The sequence below is a fragment of the Thioalkalivibrio sp. K90mix genome (genome assembly GCF_000025545.1).
In the GTDB taxonomy this organism is placed as follows: Bacteria; Pseudomonadota; Gammaproteobacteria; order Ectothiorhodospirales; family Ectothiorhodospiraceae; genus Thioalkalivibrio.
In genome coordinates this window covers 330,012-349,291 of sequence record NC_013889.1, presented here as the reverse complement: position 1 = coordinate 349,291, position 19,280 = coordinate 330,012, and the positions used below count along the sequence as shown (strand labels likewise).

20 protein-coding genes and 1 pseudogene are annotated in these 19,280 nt (G+C 62.9%); 12 read left to right on the top strand and 9 right to left on the bottom strand.

The window, feature by feature from the left end:
• Positions 1-40 precede the first annotated feature (40 nt).
• The 4 genes from mreC to rnd all read left to right on the top strand — a co-directional run bounded on the left by mreC (position 41) and on the right by rnd (position 3,034).
• Positions 41-973, top strand: a complete 933-nt coding sequence (gene mreC / locus TK90_RS01595; protein ID WP_148216240.1) for a rod shape-determining protein MreC — start codon at positions 41-43, stop codon at positions 971-973.
• Complete coding sequence (gene mreD, locus TK90_RS01590; protein ID WP_012981742.1) at positions 970-1,461, top strand: rod shape-determining protein MreD; 492 nt, start codon at positions 970-972, stop codon at positions 1,459-1,461. The genes mreC and mreD overlap by 4 nt, the downstream gene beginning before the upstream one ends.
• Before the next feature lie 99 nt (positions 1,462-1,560).
• On the top strand, positions 1,561-1,863 hold the full coding sequence (locus tag TK90_RS01585) for a DUF1244 domain-containing protein (RefSeq protein ID WP_012981741.1): 303 nt from the start codon (positions 1,561-1,563) through the stop codon (positions 1,861-1,863).
• Positions 1,856-3,034 carry a ribonuclease D gene (gene rnd, locus TK90_RS01580; RefSeq protein WP_012981740.1) on the top strand — a complete coding sequence of 393 codons (1,179 nt, stop codon included), beginning with the start codon at positions 1,856-1,858 and terminating at the stop codon, positions 3,032-3,034. The genes TK90_RS01585 and rnd overlap by 8 nt, the downstream gene beginning before the upstream one ends.
• A 30-nt stretch (positions 3,035-3,064) precedes the next feature.
• On the opposite strand, the gene TK90_RS01575 is transcribed toward rnd, so the two are convergent.
• Positions 3,065-3,502 (bottom strand): hypothetical protein, encoded by a 438-nt coding sequence (locus TK90_RS01575; RefSeq protein WP_012981739.1) that lies wholly within the window; start codon positions 3,500-3,502, stop codon positions 3,065-3,067.
• Between the two features lie 28 nt (positions 3,503-3,530).
• Between TK90_RS01575 and TK90_RS14555 the strand changes: the two genes are divergently transcribed.
• A complete protein-coding gene (locus tag TK90_RS14555) occupies positions 3,531-4,121 on the top strand; it encodes a SprT-like domain-containing protein (protein WP_012981738.1) in 591 nt (196 codons plus the stop codon).
• 27 nt (positions 4,122-4,148) lie between these two features.
• Here the strand turns inward: TK90_RS14555 and waaA are convergent, their stop codons facing one another.
• From waaA to TK90_RS01560, 3 genes are read right to left on the bottom strand one after another with little or no spacing between them, the layout of a single operon-like run.
• A complete protein-coding gene (waaA, locus tag TK90_RS01570; protein ID WP_012981737.1) occupies positions 4,149-5,414 on the bottom strand; it encodes a lipid IV(A) 3-deoxy-D-manno-octulosonic acid transferase in 1,266 nt (421 codons plus the stop codon).
• Between the two features lie 13 nt (positions 5,415-5,427).
• Positions 5,428-5,973, bottom strand: a complete 546-nt coding sequence (locus TK90_RS01565) for a D-glycero-beta-D-manno-heptose 1,7-bisphosphate 7-phosphatase (RefSeq protein WP_012981736.1) — start codon at positions 5,971-5,973, stop codon at positions 5,428-5,430.
• Positions 5,970-6,569 carry an SIS domain-containing protein gene (locus tag TK90_RS01560; protein WP_012981735.1) on the bottom strand — a complete coding sequence of 200 codons (600 nt, stop codon included), beginning with the start codon at positions 6,567-6,569 and terminating at the stop codon, positions 5,970-5,972. The genes TK90_RS01565 and TK90_RS01560 overlap by 4 nt, the downstream gene beginning before the upstream one ends.
• A 280-nt stretch (positions 6,570-6,849) precedes the next feature.
• Between TK90_RS01560 and waaF the strand changes: the two genes are divergently transcribed.
• From waaF to TK90_RS01530, 6 genes are all read left to right on the top strand, one after another.
• Positions 6,850-7,893 carry a lipopolysaccharide heptosyltransferase II gene (gene waaF, locus TK90_RS01555; RefSeq protein ID WP_026148170.1) on the top strand — a complete coding sequence of 348 codons (1,044 nt, stop codon included), beginning with the start codon at positions 6,850-6,852 and terminating at the stop codon, positions 7,891-7,893.
• Positions 7,893-9,029, top strand: coding sequence for a glycosyltransferase family 4 protein (locus TK90_RS01550; RefSeq protein WP_012981733.1), 1,137 nt, complete (start codon positions 7,893-7,895; stop codon positions 9,027-9,029). Before waaF ends, TK90_RS01550 begins: the two co-directional genes overlap by 1 nt.
• Positions 9,026-9,889, top strand: a complete 864-nt coding sequence (gene rfaP / locus TK90_RS01545) for a lipopolysaccharide core heptose(I) kinase RfaP (protein ID WP_012981732.1) — start codon at positions 9,026-9,028, stop codon at positions 9,887-9,889. Before TK90_RS01550 ends, rfaP begins: the two co-directional genes overlap by 4 nt.
• A complete protein-coding gene (locus tag TK90_RS01540) occupies positions 9,886-10,722 on the top strand; it encodes a lipopolysaccharide kinase InaA family protein (RefSeq protein WP_012981731.1) in 837 nt (278 codons plus the stop codon). Before rfaP ends, TK90_RS01540 begins: the two co-directional genes overlap by 4 nt.
• A gap of 114 nt (positions 10,723-10,836) precedes the next feature.
• A complete protein-coding gene (locus TK90_RS14550; RefSeq protein ID WP_168021570.1) occupies positions 10,837-11,541 on the top strand; it encodes a lipopolysaccharide kinase InaA family protein in 705 nt (234 codons plus the stop codon).
• Positions 11,538-12,569 (top strand): glycosyltransferase family 9 protein, encoded by a 1,032-nt coding sequence (locus TK90_RS01530; RefSeq protein ID WP_012981729.1) that lies wholly within the window; start codon positions 11,538-11,540, stop codon positions 12,567-12,569. Before TK90_RS14550 ends, TK90_RS01530 begins: the two co-directional genes overlap by 4 nt.
• Here TK90_RS01530 and TK90_RS01525 read toward each other — a convergent pair.
• The 5 genes and pseudogenes from TK90_RS01525 to TK90_RS01510 all read right to left on the bottom strand — a co-directional run bounded on the left by TK90_RS01525 (position 12,566) and on the right by TK90_RS01510 (position 17,289).
• Positions 12,566-13,759 carry an O-antigen ligase gene (locus tag TK90_RS01525; protein WP_012981728.1) on the bottom strand — a complete coding sequence of 398 codons (1,194 nt, stop codon included), beginning with the start codon at positions 13,757-13,759 and terminating at the stop codon, positions 12,566-12,568. The two genes, TK90_RS01530 and TK90_RS01525, sit on opposite strands and share 4 nt — an antisense overlap.
• 4 nt (positions 13,760-13,763) lie before the next feature.
• Entirely contained in the window at positions 13,764-14,960 is a 1,197-nt protein-coding gene (locus tag TK90_RS01520) for a glycosyltransferase family 4 protein (RefSeq protein ID WP_012981727.1), read from the bottom strand.
• A 63-nt stretch (positions 14,961-15,023) separates the two neighbouring features.
• On the bottom strand, positions 15,024-15,707 hold the full coding sequence (locus TK90_RS15330; RefSeq protein ID WP_244406385.1) for a glycosyltransferase: 684 nt from the start codon (positions 15,705-15,707) through the stop codon (positions 15,024-15,026).
• Positions 15,708-16,193: pseudogene (locus tag TK90_RS15480) on the bottom strand (hypothetical protein); the annotation flags it as partial. It lies immediately after the preceding gene.
• Positions 16,194-16,449: 256 nt separating this feature from the next.
• Complete coding sequence (locus TK90_RS01510) at positions 16,450-17,289, bottom strand: glycosyltransferase family 2 protein (RefSeq protein WP_012981725.1); 840 nt, start codon at positions 17,287-17,289, stop codon at positions 16,450-16,452.
• Positions 17,290-17,493: 204 nt separating this feature from the next.
• Here TK90_RS01510 and msbA point away from each other — a divergent pair, with 204 nt between their 5' ends.
• Positions 17,494-19,272, top strand: a complete 1,779-nt coding sequence (gene msbA / locus TK90_RS01505; RefSeq protein ID WP_012981724.1) for a lipid A export permease/ATP-binding protein MsbA — start codon at positions 17,494-17,496, stop codon at positions 19,270-19,272.
• Positions 19,273-19,280 lie beyond the last annotated feature (8 nt).

The window sequence follows — 19,280 nt, the reverse complement described above, 5'->3', positions numbered from 1 at the left end:
GCCCCTGACCCAATCACGACCCGCAACCGGAGGTTAAGCCATCAGCAAGCCGCTGTTCAGACTGGGTGTATCGCCCACTCTGCGCCTGCTCGCGGTGATCCTGCTGGGTGTGGCGCTGATGGCGCTGGATCACCGACTGAACGAGCTGCAGACGGTGCGCAACGCACTGTCCACGGTGGCCTACCCCCTGCAGGTTGCGGTCGATGCGCCGATCCGGGCAGGCAGCCGGCTGCTCGAATCCTTCACCAGCCGCGAAGACCTGATTACCGAGAACCGCATCCTGCGCGAAGAAAACGCGGAGCTGCGGGCCCGCCAGCTGCGCTTCGATGCACTGCAGATGGAAAACGACCGCCTGCGCGCCCTTCTGAATACCGCCGAGCGTGCACAAGAGCGCGTCGAGATCGCCAAGCTCCTGGCCGTGGACCTGGACCCCTTCCGCCAGCAGATCGTACTCAGCAAGGGCAACCGACACGGTGTATACCCGGGGCAGCCGGTCATCCACCCCGATGGCGTGATCGGACAGGTCCTGTCCACCCAAATGGTCAGCTCCACCGCGCTGCTGATCTCCGACCCCGGCCATGCCCTGCCTGTGCTCAGTGCCCGTACCGGTCTGCGTGGCATTGTCGTTGGCACCGGCAACCCGCGGCGCCTCGAAATGCGACACGTCCCGCCCCAGGAGGACATCGAGGAGGGCGATCTCCTGCTGACCTCCGGGCTCGGTGGACGTTTCCCGCCGGACTACCCGGTCGCCCGGGTGATCTCGGTCGAACGCCAGCCAGGGCAACCGTTTCTTGATATCCAGGCCGAGCCTCTAGCGGCCCTGGACCGCTCGCGTGAGGTCCTGCTGCTGTGGACCAGAGAACGTCCGGACGCGGACACCGATGCCCACCCGGAAGAAGAAGGGGAGACGACCGGGCGCGAAGCAGAACCGGAGGGCGAGGCCGATATGCCGGAGGCGGCTGACAACCCATGAACCGCGCGCTGGGCATCCCCTGGCTGATCGCCCTGACCCTGGTCGTCGCGCTGGCCCTGTCCATCGTGCCTATCCCCGATGCGCTGCCCCCGGCCCGGCCTGAATGGCTCCTGCTGGCGCTGGTGTACTGGATCATGGCCTTCCCCCAGCGCTTCGGGGTGCTGACGGCCTTTATCATGGGGCTGCTACTGGACGCCCTTTACGGCCAGTTACTCGGACAGAACGCCATCGCCCTGGCGGTGGTGGCGTACATCGTGCTGCAGATTCATCCACGCCTGCGGGTTTACCCCGTCTGGCAACAGACCATCGTGGTGGCCGTCCTCACAGCGCTGTACAAGCTCCTGGCCCTGTGGCCGCAGGGCGCGATTGGGCTGCCGCCCGGTAGCGCCTGGTACTGGGCGCCAGTGGCGACCAGCGCACTGGTGTGGCCGTTGATCTTCGTGCTGCTAAGGGATATGCGTCGGCGCTGGCTGCTCCACCTGAGCTGAACACCGTCCGCCCGTTCTGGTCGAACGCCCCCAAAAGCCACGCGTGCGCGAACGTGTACATTTTGATCAGTAGTTCACTAAAGAATGGAGAGACACACCATGGACCCGAAGACCCGTACCGAAATCGAGGCCGCCGTATTCCAGCGGCTGCTGCAACACCTGGATGAACGCAAGGATGTGCAGAACATCGACCTGATGAATCTCGCCGGCTTCTGCCGCAACTGTCTGTCCAAGTGGTACGTCGCGGCGGCCGAGGAACGCGGTGAGTCGATCGACTACGAGGGGGCCCGCGAGATTGTCTACGGCATGCCCTACAGCGAATGGAAGGAGCGCTACCAGAAGGAAGCAACCGCCGAGCAGAAGGCGGCATTCGAGGCGAGCCAGAAATCGAGCCATGCATGACCACGGGCTGATCGAGACGCCCGAGGCCCTGCAGGCGTTCCTCGATTCCATCGCCGGGACGGACTGGATCGCGCTGGACACCGAGTTCCTGCGCGAGAAGACCTACTACCCGCAGCTCTGTCTGGTGCAGGCCGCCACGCTGGATCAGCTCGCCTGCATCGACCCGCTGCGTCTCGACATCCAGCAGCTCGCCCCGCTGTTCCGGGACCCGGGCATTACCAAGGTCTTCCACGCCGCCTCGCAGGACATGGAGTTGCTGTATCGCGAACTGGGGTTTGTGCCCAGCCCTGTGTTCGACACCCAGATCGCGGCCAGCATGCTCGGCTACGGCGAGCAGGTCGGCTATGCCAACCTGGTCAAGACCGTACTCGAGCGCGATCTAGACAAAAGCCAGACGCGTACCGACTGGTCCCGTCGGCCGCTAAGCGCTGAACAGATCCGTTATGCCGCGGACGATGTCCGTCACCTCGCGACACTGTTCAACCGCCTGCTGCACGAGCTGGACACCCACGATCGCATGCACTGGCTGCGCCCGGAGATGGAGGCCCTCAGCAATCCGGCCCTGTACGAACCGGACCCGGAACAAAGCTGGCAGCGCGTATCGGGCGTCAAGCGACTGAAACCCAAAGAGCGCGGCGTACTCAAATGCGTCGCGGCCTGGCGCGAGCGCACCGCGCAAAGCAGCAATCGCCCGCGGCGCTGGGTCCTGTCCGACGACCTCCTGCTGGATATCGCCCGCCGCACACCGGCTGATGCCCAGGGCTTGCGCGAACTGCGCCAGTTCCCCGGCGGGATGAAGCCGGAACACACCGAATCGCTTCTGGCCGCCATCCGGGAAGGCCAGGCCCTGCCGCGTGAACAATGGCCACAGCTGCCGGAGAAGCCGCGCCTGGATGAGCGCGACGAGGTGCTGGTCGATATCGGCATGGCGCTGCTGCGCGAATGTGCACGCGAGCACCAGATCAGCGCCGCGGCGATCGCACAACGCAAGGATGTGATCGAACTACTGAAGAGCGACGGCAAGAGTGGCCGCCTGTCGAGTGGCTGGCGCCGGGAGATTGCGGGTCAGACCATCCAGCACTGGTTTAGCGGCGAGAGCCGCCTGGCGTGCAAGCCCAGTGGCGAGCTTGATATGGAACCCGTTAGCGAAACGATCGCGGCGTCTCCCTAGACGCCGCAATCGTCGCCAGCTGCAACCCGCTTATGCCGCGGACTTGTACACACCGCGGCGCGGGGATTTCAGTCGGCCCTGGCGTTTCAGGTAAGCGAGCGTCTGCGAGATGTTCTTGGTATCCAGGCCGGCCTTCTCGGCACGCTCCTTGATCTCCTTGGTGGCCATCTCGGACTTCTCCGCCACGATCTCGACCAGCTGCTGACTGACCGAGCTGCCGCCCCGGCCACTACGCCGGCCACCGCCAGCACGACCCACACGGCCGCCCAGCTCACGGATCTGGCGCTCAAGCTCGTTGAGTTCCTTGCGATGACGCGCGATCATCTCCTTGCGCTTTTCCATCAGCTTTTCGCGCTTCTTGCGGCGCTCGGCTTCCTGGCGCTCGGCTTCTTCCTTTTCCCGCTGCCGGGCCAGTGCATACAGCTCTTCGGCGGAAAGTTCGGAGGCCTTCTTGCTATCCAGACTCATTACTCGTCTCCTTGTTCGGAACTTCTCAATGACCAGAACGGCTTCCAACCCCTCGCACGCCCTGGACGGCACATATCGCACGGGTGAATATGATAAAAATGGAAGTAAATTACAAGAGCCGAGAAATATATTAACACCTGAAGAGGAAGCGAAAATCCGACAAAAGGTGTGCGCGTTTTACATCAAGGCATGCCCCGAACAGCCGAACACGACTCCAGAAGTTCTTTTTAACCTGAAGGGAAAAGCCGCCGGGCAATGGCGACTGCGCAACGGGCACGAGCAGCTTCGTTTCAACGCCCAGGCCTTCCTCCAGGACTGGGATGCGCACTTCCCGGAAACCGTCGCCCACGAGGTGGCGCACTCACTCGTATACCGGACGTTCGGGTTACGCCGCGTACGCCCGCACGGTCCGGAATGGCGGTCCTGGATGGAAGCGTTCGAGTGCGAACCGCGCGTCACGCACAGCACCCCCCTGAAAGGCAGAAGCGTCAGGACCTATACTTACCGTTGCGCATGCCAGACCCACGCGCTGAGTGCGCGGCGGCATTATCTGATTCAGCGGCGCCGATACCGCTATGAATGCCTCGAATGCGGGCAGCGACTACGGCGGGAAAAATAAAGATCCGTACAAAGCCTGGCGGGGCGGTCAACGCAGATCATGCAACCGGTTTTCCAACTCGGCCAGGACACGCTCCACTGCACCACGCCCCTCGTCGATCACCGTGCGCGCCGCATCACCCATGGTTTTCCGACACTCGGAATCTCCCAGCAACTCCGCGACGGCGCGGCCCAGCGACTCGGCATCCTGCACACGCCACAACGCACCTCGATCCTCAAGGCGCTCGACGGCAAATGTAAAGTGCTCGGTACTGGGCCCTACCAGCACCGGCAGCCCGAGCGCGGCGGGCTCGAGTACATTTTGCCCCCCCAGGGGAACCAGGCTGCCGCCTACAAAAGCGGCATCCGCCGCACCCAGATAGGCTCCGATCTCGCCGATCGTATCGCCCACCAGCACATCCAGCGGCGGCCCCGGACATTGCGTGCGCCTCCCGACAGACAACCCCGCTGCCCGGGCCGCCGCGAACGCCACATCAAAGCGATCGCGGTGGCGTGGCACCCAGAGCAATACAGCGTCGGGATGGGATTCGCGCACCACAAGATGCGCCTCAAGCACGGCCTCTTCTTCACCTTCACGCGTACTGACCGCCACCCAGACCGGCGCCCTCTCGGGCGCAACCGACACACGCAGCCCCCCCGCCTCTTCATGCCCAGGCGGCAATGCGCGATCGAATTTCAGATTCCCCATCACCTGAACGCGCGCGTTCGGTGCCCCCAGCTCGCGAAATCCCCGGGCGGCCGACTCGTCCTGGGCCAGGACCTTCTCGGCACGCGCAAGGGTTTCCCGCACGAGCGGCTGCAGACGCCGGTACCGCTTGAGTGAGCGTGGCGACAGCCGTGCACTCACCACCCAGAGCGGAACACCGGCCTGTTCGCAGGCACGGTAGAGATTGGGCCAGAGTTCGGTCTCGACGATCAGAGCGACGGCCGGGCGCGTCCGCCGCAAGAATCGGCGAACGGCCCCGGGCAGGTCCAGCGGCAGATAAGCGTGCTGGACATCGCTTCCGAGAGCCGCTTCCACCCGGGCCGCCCCCTCCGGTGTCGTGGTCGTCATCAGGAGCGCACGCTCCGGATAGCGGCTGCACAGGGCACGTGCGAGCGGTACCGCCGCCTCCACCTCGCCCACCGAGGCGGCATGGACCCAGATGGAGCCGGGTGTTAGCGACTCCCCGGCTCCCAGCCATTCACGCCATCGGGCCACCGGTACCGCGTTCGCCCGCGCGCGGCGCACCAGCCGCGCCAGCAAGGCCGGAGCAGCCAGTCGCAGCAGGGCGGTGTACACAATGTGGCACATCGCGGCTAGCGGCTCAGTCGAGCCACGCAATGGCCTCGGGCAAGGCGCGGATACGGATGGCTCCGTCTTCAGCGGGTAGCGGTTCCGTGCCCAAGGGGTCAAACAGCAACCGGGCGCCGACCCCGGCGCGCCGCGCGGCCTCGAGGTCGGAAGCGCGGTCCCCAACGAGCACCGAACCGGGGAGGTCCAGATCCAGATCATCCCGCGCCCGCAACAGCATGCCCGGCTCCGGCTTGCGATCCGGACAGGCACGACGATAGTCGGGCTGCGCATCATGGGGATGATGGGGGCAGTGGTAGACGGCCTCGATGCGGCCGCCGCGCTCGGCAAAGCGCTCGCGCATCCAGTCCGTCAGCTGCCGGAACTCGCGGTCACCGTAATAGCCGCGGCCAATGCCGGACTGGTTGGTAACGACCACCACCGGCCACTGACGGGCGGTCGCAGCCGCCACCAACTCGAAGATGCCGGAGACGAACTCGACCTGATCGGGCCGATGCACATAGCCATGGTCGACATTGATTACCCCGTCGCGGTCGAGAAACAGGGCACGCGCACTCACACCGACCCCGAACGGTCCTGATCGGCCACCAGCGCATCCTCGACGATCCCGCACAACAGATGCCCGATCAGCCCGTGCACCTCCTGAACCCGCGCGGTCGCGGCATCGGGCACCCGCAGCACATGATCTGCGGTATGCGTCTCGGGCAGCCCCTTCTCGCCGGTCAGGGCAACGGCAACGAGCCCATGCTGACGCGCCATCTCGAAGGCCTCGAGTACATTCGGCGAACGCCCAGAGGTGGTAATCCCGACGAATACATCCCCCGACTGCCCCAGCGCCTCGACCTGACGCGCGAACACATGCTCGTAGCCAAAATCATTCCCGATCGCCGTCAGCACCGAGGTGTCGGTCGTCAACGCGATCGCCGCCGCACCCGGCCGCACCGCCCGATAACGACAGACAATCTCCGCCGCAATATGCTGCGCATCCGCCGCGCTGCCGCCATTGCCCGCCAGCAGCACCTTGCCGCCGTCACGGATGCACTGCAGCCAGCGCTGCCCAACCGTCTCGACCTCGGCGACAAACGCCCGGTCCTCTGCCAGCCGCCCGAACAGCCGGCTGGCCGCCGTGAGCTCCTCGATAATTCCTTCCCGCACTTGCGCTCTCCGCCAGGGAAACACTGAACAATGTAAATGGTCAGCAGGACACACCCGCCGTTGCCGGGCAAAGTACACCGCGTATCCTCGAGGCCACAAGCCACCGCACGTCGCGGTATCACAGCGCCATGTACAATTTGGGAATGCTTCTCAGCGCCAGTTCGAGTTTCGTGCCAGCTGCAAGCCATATGCCGGGCAGCTTTGTCCCATGTTCCGCGGCCCCTGCCGCCCAGCAAGCCCCGGGCGCGACCGGGTGTGCTTTCGTGCTGGCCGGGGGATCGTGTTGAGTTCAAGCGGCGCCCACACCCCGGCTGTCCTGGTCGTCGGCCCGGCCTGGGTTGGCGACATGGTGATGGCACAGAGCCTGTTCATGACGCTCAAGCAACGTGAGCCCGCACCCGCTGTGGATGTGATTGCGCCCGCGTGGAGCCTGCCGATTCTCGAGCGCATGCCCGAGGTGCGCCGCCCCATTCCGCTGCCCGTGGGCCACGGGGAGCTTGCACTCGGCCGGCGCTGGCATCTAGGACGGTCACTACGGTACGCGCACTATCAACAGGCGATCGTACTGCCGCGTTCAGCAAAGGCGGCCGTACCGGCCTTCGCCAGCGGGATACCCCGACGGACCGGTTACCGCGGCGAGCTCCGCTACGGTCTGCTCAATGACATCCGCCCACTGGATCGTCAGCGCCTGTATCGCACGGTCGATCGGTTCGTCGCGCTCGGGCACGCCCCGGATGCACCACAACCGCCCCCGATTCCGGAACCCAGGCTGGAGATCTCCGAACGTGGACGGGACGAGGCACGCATTGCACTGGGACTGGGCAACCAGGACGCACCCGTTCTGGCACTCTGCCCCGGCGCGGAGTACGGCCCCTCCAAGCGCTGGCCTGCCGAACACTATGCAGAAGTTGCTCGGGCCCGCCTGACAGCAGGCTGGCAGGTCTGGCTGTTCGGTTCGCAGAAGGACCGCCCAGTGACCCAGGCGATTGCCGAGGCCGCCCCGGGCTGCGCAGACCTGGCCGGGCGCACGCAGCTGGGCCAGGCGATAGACTTGCTTGCCTGCGCAGACCTGGTCATCACCAATGACTCGGGGCTCATGCACATTGCGGCCGCCACCGGCCGCCCGGTGATCGCTGTCTACGGGTCCTCCGACCCTGGCTACACGCCGCCGCTCACCTCCCACCGGCGCATCCTGCATCTAGGCCTGGAATGCAGCCCCTGCTTTCAGCGCGAGTGCCCCCTGGGACACCTGAACTGCCTGCGCAAGCTGGCGCCCGAGCAGGTACTGGAGGCCGCCGATGCCCTGCATGGGGAGAGGCGCTGATGCATCTGGCATTCGTGTTGTTCAAGTACTTCCCGCATGGCGGGCTGCAGCGCAACTTCCGCCGCATCACCGAGCTCGCGCTGGAGCGCGGCCATCAGATCGACGTATTCACACTCGCATGGGAGGGCTGGACCCCGGAGCACCCGCAGCTGAAGCTGCATGTACTGCGGGTGCCTGGCTGGCGCAACCACACACGCTATCGCCATTTCGCCCGCCGCGTTCAATCGGAGGTCCAGGCCCTACAGCCCGATCGCGTCGTCGGGTTCAACAAGCTGCCCGGGCTGGATGTCTACTACAACGCAGACCCCTGCTTCATCGAACGGGCGCAGGCTCGCAGCCGGTTCTATCGCCTCTCCGGGCGCTACCGCGTACATGCGGCCCTTGAGCGGGCGGTCTTTCGCACTGAGGCGAACAACCGCATCCTGCTGCTTTCCGAGGCCGAGAAGCCCCTGTTCCAGCGCTGGTACGCGACTCCCGAGGATCGCTTCCACCTGATGCCACCGTATGTCTCGGCTGACCGCTTCGCCAATGCCGACACCCCGCAACGAAGGCGCGCTCTTCGCAAAGAGCTTGGCCTGGGGGACGACTCGCTCATGCTCCTGATGGTCGGGTCGGACTTCCGACGCAAGGGTGTCGACCGCAGCATCCGGGCACTGGCCGCCCTGCCGGACGGCTTGCGCGAACGCGCCTCGCTGTACGTACTGGGCAAGGGGCGTGCGGCCCCGCTGATGCGGCTGGCGCGCCGTCTCGGTATCGCCGGACGGGTGCATTTCCTGCAGGGGCGGGACGACGTGGCCGACTTCCTGTTTGCGGCCGACCTGTTGCTGCACCCCGCGTATCAGGAGAACACCGGGACCGCGATCGTCGAGGCCATCGCCGCCGGTCTGCCTGCCCTCGTTACAGCCAATTGCGGATACGCTTTCCACGTCGAGCGCGCTGGCTGTGGCGAGGTGCTGACCACGCCGTTCGAGCAGCCCATGATGGACGCCGCCCTGGCCCGCATGCTGAGCCAGCCCAAGCTGCAGGCCTGGCGTGATGCGGCCCTGTGCTACAGCGAGCGCACCGAGCTTGGCGCACGCGCCGAGCACGCGCTGCGGGTCATCGAAGCCCCCCGCTATGGCGAGACGGCGGCATGAGCGTGCTCCGGCGCAACGAACTGGTGATGGACGACGCCTTCCGCGCGGCGCTGACCGCACGCTGCGGCCCGGGAGACCCCTTCGAGCAGGCCATGGCGCTGGATGGCGAGGTCGTCCGCAACGTCGACGGGCGGCGCACATTCCGTTTCGAACTGGGCGGGCAGCACTACTTCGCCAAGGTGCACAACGGCATGCCCTGGCGGCGCATCCTGCGCAAACTGAGCCAGTTCCGTATCCCGGTGCTGGGCGCCGAGCCTGAATGGCGCGCGATCCACCGCCTGCAGGAACTCGGCATCCCGACCACGCCGCCCGTCGCATTCGGCATCCGGCGTGGACTGAACCCGGCACGGGAACGCTCGTTCGTGATCACCCGCGACCTGGGCCGCACCCGCACCCTGGAACAGGAATGCCTGAGCTGGCCCGAACAGCCACCGGCATTCGCCTTTCGCCTGCAGTTGATCCGAGAGGTCGCCCGCATTGCCCGCACCCTGCACGGGAGCGGCATGAACCACCGCGACTTCTACCTGTGCCACTTCCGACTCGACCTGAACACGAACGAGGACGCCACCCGGTCGGGCCGCATCCCGCCGCGCCTGCACTTGATGGATCTGCACCGCGTGCAACACCACCGCCGCCTTCCGGCCCGCGCGCGCATCAAGGACCTCGGGGGGCTTTACTTCTCTGCGCTGGACATTGGTCTTGGCCACCGCGACCTGCTGCGCTTCATCCGCGAGTACCGCCACAGCTCCATCCGTGTCACCCTCAACTCCGACTCCACCCTGTGGCAGCGCGTCACACAACGCGCCCGCTGGCAGTATCAACGCGAACACGGCCGCGTGCCCGAGGGGTTACCGCGATGATCCGTCACCATATCTTCAAGTCGCTGGGATTCGCCCCACGCTACCTCGCCGCCACCAACCGCTGCCCGGAGCTCGCCGCCGTGGCGAACGCGATCGCGTGTAGTCGGCAATTCGACGGCTGGCGGGTACTGAGCAGCTCCGCTCAAACCAGAGTGGCCAAAGGCGAGTGGAACGAGCGACCGGTCTTCCTAAAGTTATTCATCCCCAGAAGCCGGTCAGAGCCTGTCAAGGCACTGGTGCGGGGGAGCCGTGGTGTACGAGCAGTGGATCAATCCATTCGGATGAACGAATCTGGCTTTGCCACACCCACTTCCCTGTGCCACGGCTGGATCCGAGGCTCAATCGAGTATGTTGCAACCGACGCCCTCCCGCATCCCACGGTGAATGACCTGGCAACCCATGAGGGCGGCGCCATCGCGCTGGGCACGAGGGAACGGTGGCAGCTCCTGAACCTGGTCGGCGCCGAGATCGCCCGCCTGCATACCGCTGGGTGGATACATGGCGATCTCCGCCTGGGCAACATCCTGTGCGAATGGCATGGCCCTGATGGCGCACCCAAGTTCTGGTACCTGGACAACGAGGGCAATCGGCGCTCGCGACGGACCAGCGACCGCATGCGAAACCTCGTCCAGCTTCTAATGACCCCTCGCAACCTACTCAGCCGTTTCGATCAGTACCGGCTGCTGCAAGGCTACGCCAAGGCCCAGGAATTGAGCCGCGAGCAATCCCGTACATTGGCTCGGGCCGTCGAGCAAGCGCGGACCCGCCGCTGGAAACGCCGGCTCGCACGAGGAGGCCCCAAGGCGCGTTACTCGTCCCAGGCCTCCGATTAGATGGACCGGCTCGTCCGTATTTCCGGTAACCGCAAGGCCCATGGCCTTCCGAGCTCCACCGTGGCAACACGCCTGTCTACTGGCGACTGGCCTCCTGCGGATCACGAACTGCGAGTGATCAAGCGCAATCGAAAAGTGGTTAGCGGCTTCCTTCAAACCGCACAACAGAATCTGCCGGGTTTGTTTTTCAAGCACTACTTGACCCGCCCCAGTCTGTTCTCTCGCCGAGCCGCGAAACGCATCTGGAGAATCAACTGGTCCCTGCATAACCAGGGTGTGCCGGTTCCACGCCCCCACGCTCTCATTACCGGCAACTCGGGTGTATGGTTCATCACCGAGGCCATAGAAGACGCAGCGGCATTAACCGAGCGCCTGGCAGACAACGCCCTGACACCAGGCCAAATGCAAACTGTCACGATCGAGGCCACCCGAGCCATTGCACACATGCACTCTCTGGGCGTCATCCATGGCGACCTGAAGTGGGGGAATATACTGGTCACCGAGGAGCTGACGCCCGTACTGGTGGACTTGGACAGCGCCAGACAGCGCTGGCGCGTCAGTGCGCGCGCAGGGGCCAAAGATCTGGCGCGTTTCATAGTCGGTGGCCTGGAGCAGGGACTGAACACCGCCTGGGCGGCCCGAATCTGCAGCGTGTACTGCGAAACCCGTGTTCTCTCGGAGACCACCATCTACGAGACCATGCGCCCGGTCGTTCGACGCATCAGTCTCCGCCACCAGCGGCGCTACGGTCGGCGGCCCGTGTCCTTGGATACCGATCCGGAGTATCCGCCGAACGATAACGTACCGAACAGCAAATGAAGACCAACAACCAATCCGCCGTCCTCGTAATGCTGGACCGCCACCTGGGCAACTTCCTGGTTGCCAGCCCGGTGCTTCGGCACCTGGCCCGCCAGTTCCAGACGGCGCAGCTGATACTGCACAGCCCCCATGCCGCATTGGCTCAGAGAATCCCCGGGTTACCCAAGCCACACCTCATTTCCGCCGCTAGAGACAACCTCTGGTCTCGGGCGCGACTCTTTCACCAAACATTATCGGCCATACGCCAGCATCGCCCGCAGATGGTCATCGACTTCGGCGGCAGCAAGACCGCAGCCCTTGCCGGCGGACTGTCGCGAGCGACGTGGCGCATCTGCCACCAGGGAGCACCTCACGCTCGACTATATAACCGCCACGCCGACCCTGGGGGGCTCGGCCATCACCGGATCGATACATACGGCGCCCTGGCCGCCGCCGCAGGTCACGGCTACGGCTGGGGACACCCCAGCCTTCAGGCCACCGAGGAGGACCACGCAGACCTGGCAAGCCGGGGCTTGGGCGATCCGGGTGACATCGTCTGTCTCCACGTCGCAGGGGGCAAGGGCTACAAGCACTGGCCGCTGGAAAAATACGCTCGGATCATCGACTGGCTAGCGAACCAAGGCCTGCGCCCCGCGCTGATCGGCGCCGCACCCGATCGCTTGGCCGCAAATCAGGTACTCGAACACTGTCAGCAGCGCCCGCTGGACCTGGTGGAACAGCTACCGATCGGCACCTTGATCGCGCTTCTCAGCCAGTGCCAATTGTTCGTCGGTAACGATAGCGGCCCCATGCATGTTGCCGCCGCAGCCGGCAGTCCTGTCGTGGCTCTGTTCGGCCCTACCGACCCCAGCCGATGGGGTCCACTCAGCAACCGCACCACGATCGTACGGGGAACGCAAGCTGTTGCGCCCGGGCAAGGCAAAAGCGCATACGCCGAAGGACGAACAATGGAGAGCATCTCGCTCGATTCCGTCTTGGCCGCCATCGCTCAGCAACTCGAAACCAATACGCCATCGCTCTTTAACTAACTTTGTACCGCCGCCTTCGCTCTGCGTGCTCGAATTTCGACCGACACCGCCAAAGCCAGAGGAAACCAAATCAACAACCACGACAACGCTGGGTACCGAACTATATGCTCGAATTCAACCATGTAATAGACCATCGAGAAACCGATCAAACCCACCACCAACGGGCTAATCGGACTCTTCTCCCTTACCGCTACCCACATCCCATAAAGCAACGACCCCACCAGAAGAGCAGCACCCACCAATCCACCTACGACTGCTATCCCTATGTACAGGTTGTGCACACTCCCTGTTTGGTACGATCCAACCTGATAACTCTGCGAAAACGCCATACCATGCCCAAACACCGGCGCTTCCTTTATAAGAGCAAGACCCGCTTTCCATAGCTCCAGTCGCATCTCGATGGCGCTTGTCCGATCGAGGAACCCTCGCGCCTCAAGACCACCCCCACCGAACAGCCACAGCACGAGCGCCCCAAGCAGGGCGATCCCCAGCAGGGCCATCCAGCGCCTCGTCAGCACGAACATCAAACTTAGCCCACACAACAACCCGACCAGTGTACCGCGACCCTGCGTCAGCACCGCGGCGGCCAGAAGCGTCCCCCCCACAATCCACAACACAGCAGTCCAAACCCGCCCACGAGTCCAGCCGATCAAGCACCCTGCAATCAGAATCACGCTAAACCCCAGCAGCGCTCCAAACTGATTCGGATTGGACACTCGCCCCAACCCCGACAACCGTCTCAGATCAAACAGTGACCCCACCCCATAAGCCTGAAGCGCCACCAACGAAGACAAAAAGACGGATCCCGCCACAACCAGCACCACCCACCATACAAATCGGTCGTAGTTCAACGCGAGTCTTACAGTGACCCACACGAAGACGAGCACCATGAACGCGCGCCACCCGTATCGGCGGTAGTCGTCAATGTCGCCCCCCTCTCCCCAAGCCACAGAAGCCCAGAAATACACCAACAGAACAAGAATGAGCGTCAGAAGCCCACTTTCGCGCAGGAATCCGAAATGCTCACGCCGAACAACCGCCAAAAACGGTGCCACCACCAGCAATGCGTATATCGTGCTATGGCCTCCCGACGACGAAAGAAACACAAAGCCGGAACAGAACAATAAATACGCGACGAGAAAGTATCCGTCTGCCGTCCATTGTCGAGTGAACTCGCTTACCTTAGTCATTCACTCAACCCACAACGTCATGCAACACTTTGCAGACCCTCGAAACATGAACGTCGAACGAAAACTCTTCCCGAGCGAACGACGCTGCACGCCGGCTCATCTTCGAGAAATCGGGTGAGGTGATCATCTTCGCAATACTCTCGGCCAAATCGTCGGCAGAAACCACTCTTGGCGGCCCTATAACATCCCGATCCGGAAAATACGAGAACTCTGGGAGCGGCGACGTCGAGCCACCTAGGGATTCGAGATAACCTACAGCTTCACTCGGCCTAACGGCCAAGCCCGTTTTCTCGACGTCGATAGTTTCGGGAAGCCCATCCACCTCGCTGACGATTACCGGGCGACCCGACGCCTGCGCCTCGATGCTGACGAGCCCAAACGGTTCTCGGATCGAAGGACATACGACCAAATCGCATCCACGGTAAAAGCGGGACATATCGTCTTCGAACCCGACCACCATTGATACGTCAGAGAGACCAAGCCTTCTGATCTGAGCAACAATGCCTTCTTTCTCGGGGCCCTCCCCCGCGATTCTCAGAGTAACGGGCACACCGGACTTTCGAAGGAGACCGAGGGCGTGCACCAGCACCACGGCTCCTTTGGCCGGTACGAGGCGGCCCGCAAAACCGACCGTCACTTCGGCATCACCCTCGAATTCGCGGACCACTGGTGCTGCGACGCTGCACTCTGGCCTGAGGCCGTTGGGGACCACCGTCGTTTTGCCTCCTTGCCTCCAGAAATGGCCAATCATCCTCGCCGAGGCACTCGAGTTGCAGATAATCCTATCCGCCTGCTCCAAAAGGGTCGCATACACCCGGCTGGGGCGGCTCGCCTCCTCCCACGCGCGCCCGTGCTCCCAGTAGATAAACGGCGTGTTGCTGCGCGCGCACCAGTCGAGCGCCGATACACTGGTCGCACTACTCCACGATATGACAACATCCGGGTTGACTTCTGACAGCCTCTTTTTGATCTCTCGATCGATACCTCGACGCGGCACTAACGGAAAGCGAGAGCCTCGCCATACTCCAGGGGTAAACACTCTTTCGCAGTTCTTATGAAGCGTTCCAGCCAGCCGGGAGCTTACACCCCGACTTGCCACATAATGCTGCATAGAGCTCATCTTTTCGGCGGAGACGAACGCACAGAAAGCACGTTCAATTCCAGCGACGGTCTTCAGGTTCACAATGTGAAAGATGCGCATCTACCCATAACCTTTAACACAACCATCCAAAGAAATGACCGGAGCAAGAGGAACTGCATCGTGTCAGCGGGAGAGAAGCCCTTTGAGCGTATCGGCGTAGGCGAAGAAGCGGGAGGCCGCTACCGATGGGTGCATTGGTGGCACCACCACACCCGCGGTCAACAGAGTTTCCACTCGATCAGCCAGTTCTGCACCATCGATGGCCCTAGGGGCAGTGAGGAAGTCGCCAGCTGGATCATAGACCCGTGTTGGCACTCCACGGAGAGAGCTCCCCATTTGAGCGTAATCCGACATGGGCACCGTGGGGCGCACCACATCCGAGCCAACCACCTCGGAGAGAGCCTCGGGGATTCCGTCGACGTCCGATCCTATCACCGGTAGTCCATGGGCCGAGGCCTCCAAGGCAACCAAGCCGAATGGTTCACGAATCGACGGCACGACGAACACATCAAGTGTCCGGTAGAACTCGGACATCTCGCCAACCGAACCTAAAAACACGAAGCGATCACTCACGTTGTACTTCTCGGCCAGCGCCCTAATGGCCGGGCCTTCGGGGCCGGTCCCCGCGAGCCGCACTTCTACGTCCAGGCCCTTGTCCAGAAGACGCCGTAACATGGGCACTAGGGAGAGGAACCCTTTGAGAGGAACAAGACGTCCGGCGGCACCCACGATCTTTCGACCGCCAGAGTCCGGGCGACCACCGGCGGCCGTCTTCAGCATTGATGGCAACAGCACATTGGGAAGCACATGAACCTCCCCCTTGTAACCCCAACGCTCCTGCAGAAGGCGCTTCGCTGCCAACGATATACAGACTACCGAGTCAACCCCCGCTAGGTAGCGCATCCCTTGGTCATCGGAACAATTCCAGGCTGCTCCGTGTTCATAGTGGATAAGGCGGGCACCCGAAGCAGATGCTGCAATCCCTGGAAATCGCGAATTGATTCCATTCCAAGAGATCACCCTATTGGGCCGTACTGCCCGGGCAACCCAGCGCGCACGGAAATCTCGAGCTGATGCCGGCTTCCGGGGGACTGGGAACCACTGCGCAAAGGCCTTAAGGGGATAGGCACGGCAGCCATGTTCGCTCCACGCTTCTCGCAAGAAAGGGTGGACAGATGTGGCCAACAGAAATGCGGCTTCTTTGCGATCACAAAGGGCTGCTCGCTGCACAAGCTCGGTAAGGATCCTCTCAACACCACCCAAGACGTTAAGTCGAACAAAGTGCAAATTCATCTAATGACTCAGGTTCTACGGAGACCAGCACAGGTACCACAAGATCAATCGACAATGGGCGTCGGGCGCTTAATCATTCTGGCTCGCCAGCTGAGAGGAAATCGGCAGTAGCAATACCCCGAGAAGAGCCGACGGAAGACAACCTGTGGCTGACTACGCTCGGACTGCGAAGGGCTGTATCCGTGGCCTCGGGGGGCTTGCGCATGACCTCACTCTAGCCGCGCCTCAACCGCTCGGTTGTCAGAGATAGCTGCAATTAACGATCTAGAGCGACGTTGCTTTGTAGCTCCTGAACCCACGGTTCATCAAAGAGGGTGTCACGCCGGGTTTCAAGCTTGTGCTGGTTTCGACGGTGGGCCTTTTCCGGTGAGACAGCCGCAGTACCATGGCCGAGATGCACAATCCTGGGGATCATGGTGCGAACGGGGATGACTCGAGTGGGGTACCCCTTGTCCCACAGCTGAGCCGAGATGGAGTAACCACCACTCTGGTCGTAGAAGCCTTTTTTGCCCTCGATACTGCGGAAGGTGAGACCTTCGTCCAAGAGGATCTGGCGGCGGTACATCGCGCAGAAGTCCTTCGGATAGTGGCCCTGCTTCCACTCGTAGCGCTTCTTGCGCAGGCCCAGGGCGTACTTGATATTGCTGCGGATCACGTGGAAGACACGCTTCTGGAACTCGTAGACCGGGTTCTTCAGCTCCAGCTTCCAGGTGCCGACACCCCCCAGACGGGGGTTCCCTGCCATCGCCTTTAGATATTCGTCCAGCCAGTCTCCGCGCTTCACGAACAAGTCCGTATGCATCGTAACCAGAAACTCCCCCGTAGCTTCCTTGAGTGCGATGTCGTGCGAGGTCCAGACGTTGTCAGGAAAGTTGAATAGCCCCTCTTCCGGTCGCTCGATCAAGCGGATCCACTCCAGGGAACGCAGGTAATCCAAGCTTTCGTCTTTCGAACCGTTGTCGATCACGATGACTTCGACATCTTTGCCGCTCGTGTTCTTGCGGATCGAACGCAGGCATGGCAGCAGCAGGGGCAGCACCTGCCAATGAGGGATCGAAATACTAATACGACCAGGGACGATGGTGTGGCTGGACATTGCAGGCTCCAAACAGGTAGCGCGAACATACGGGGCAAAGTGACAATCCAAGTAAGCTCATGCTACCACGCAGCCTTGGCGACGTGCCCGCCCCAGGGCGCCGAGACACGGTCTGGTATCATCCGCCCCCTCGCACTTCCGACATTATTTTGCGGCGCGGAAATGTGCGGTCAGCGGCAGCACCAGCCAGGCAAGGAACCCTCGATGGGTAATCGCTCGATCGACCAGAACCCGAAGCACCCGACAGCCGGCGAATCCTGGCAGCTGTACAAGCGAATCTTTGCGTTCGTCAGGCCGTACTGGCGCCTGGGGGTGCTGGCGATTGCCGCGATGATCCTGGCGGCGGCCGGTCAGGCGGCCTTTGCCTGGATCATCCAGCCCCTGGTGGACGGGACATTCATCGAGCAAGATCCAACCGCGCGGGTCTGGGTACCAGCCGCGCTGATCGGGATTTTTCTGTTCCACGGCATCACCATGTTTGCGTCGGACTACAGCGTCGCCTGGATCGGCCGCAAGGTCGTCAAGGACGTCCGGCAGGCGGTGTTCGAGCAGTACCTGCGGCTTCCGGCAGCATTCTTTGATCGCCACTCCCCCGGCACCCTTCTGGCGAAGCTCACCTACAACGTCACGCAGATCAACGCCGCGGCATCCAAGGCCATCATCGTGTTGATCCGCGACTCCTTTACGGTGATCTTCCTGCTGGCCTATATGACCTATCTCAGCGGATGGCTGGTGCTGATTGTGTTCAGCATCGCGCCGCTGGTGGGGCTGGTGGTGGTTGGTGCCAACAAGAAGTTCCGCAAGGTGAGCCGGCGTATGCAGAAATCCGTCGGGGATTATGCCCAGATCGCGGAGGATGGCATTCGCGGGCAGGCGGAAGTGAAGATCTTTGGTGCAACGGACTACGAGGCCCACCGCTTCGAGCGCACCAACGAGCGCTACCACCGCCAGCTGATGCGGCACAAGGCCGTACAGGCGATCAGCCAGCCGCTGTCACAGCTGGGGGCGATCATCGCGCTCGCAATCATCGTCTATTTGGCCACGATGGATATGGTCCTCCAAACCATCACACCCGGCGGGATGATCTCGTTCATCGTGGCCATGCTGCTGATGCTGCCGCCACTGAAACGCATTGTCGGGGTGAATGCCGAAATCCAGAAGGCCCTGGCCGCTGGCGAGAGCGTGTTCGAAATACTGGACACGCCCCCCGAGCCCGATCACGGCCAACGCCCCCTGGATCACGCCGAGGGGCGGATCGAGTTCGACCACATCTGGCTGCGCTACCCACAACAGAGCGAATGGGTGCTGAAGGATGTCAGCCTGAACATCGCCCCCGGTGAAACCGTGGCGCTGGTCGGCCGTTCCGGCAGCGGCAAGACCTCCCTGGCACGCCTGCTGCCCCGCTTCTATGAACCCGAGCAGGGCGAGATCCGTCTGGATGGCTACCCGATCCGCGAGTACCGACTGCGGGATCTGCGCTCGCAGATGGCGCTGGTCAGCCAGCACGTGGTGCTGTTCAACGACACCCTGGCCAACAACATCGCCTACGGCCTGCCGGAAAAACCGACTGACGACCAACTGCGCGAGGCCACACGCGCCGCCAATGCCCTGGAGTTCATCGAACAGCTGCCCGAGGGCTTCGATACGGTGGTCGGTGAAAACGGGATCATGCTCTCCGGCGGACAGCGCCAGCGTGTTGCCATCGCCCGAGCGCTGCTCAAGGATGCCCCGATCCTGATCCTGGACGAGGCCACCTCCGCGCTGGATTCGGAATCCGAGCAGAAGATCCAGGATGCGCTGGAAGTCCTGATGCGAAACCGTACGACACTGGTTATCGCCCACCGCCTGTCGACCATCGAGGATGCCGATCGCATTGTGGTCCTGGACGCCGGGCAGATCGTCGAAACGGGCACCCATGCCGAGCTGCTCGAAAGAAACGGCGCGTATGCGGCCCTGCAAAAGGTCCAATTCGCGGAGGACTAAAGTCGGAG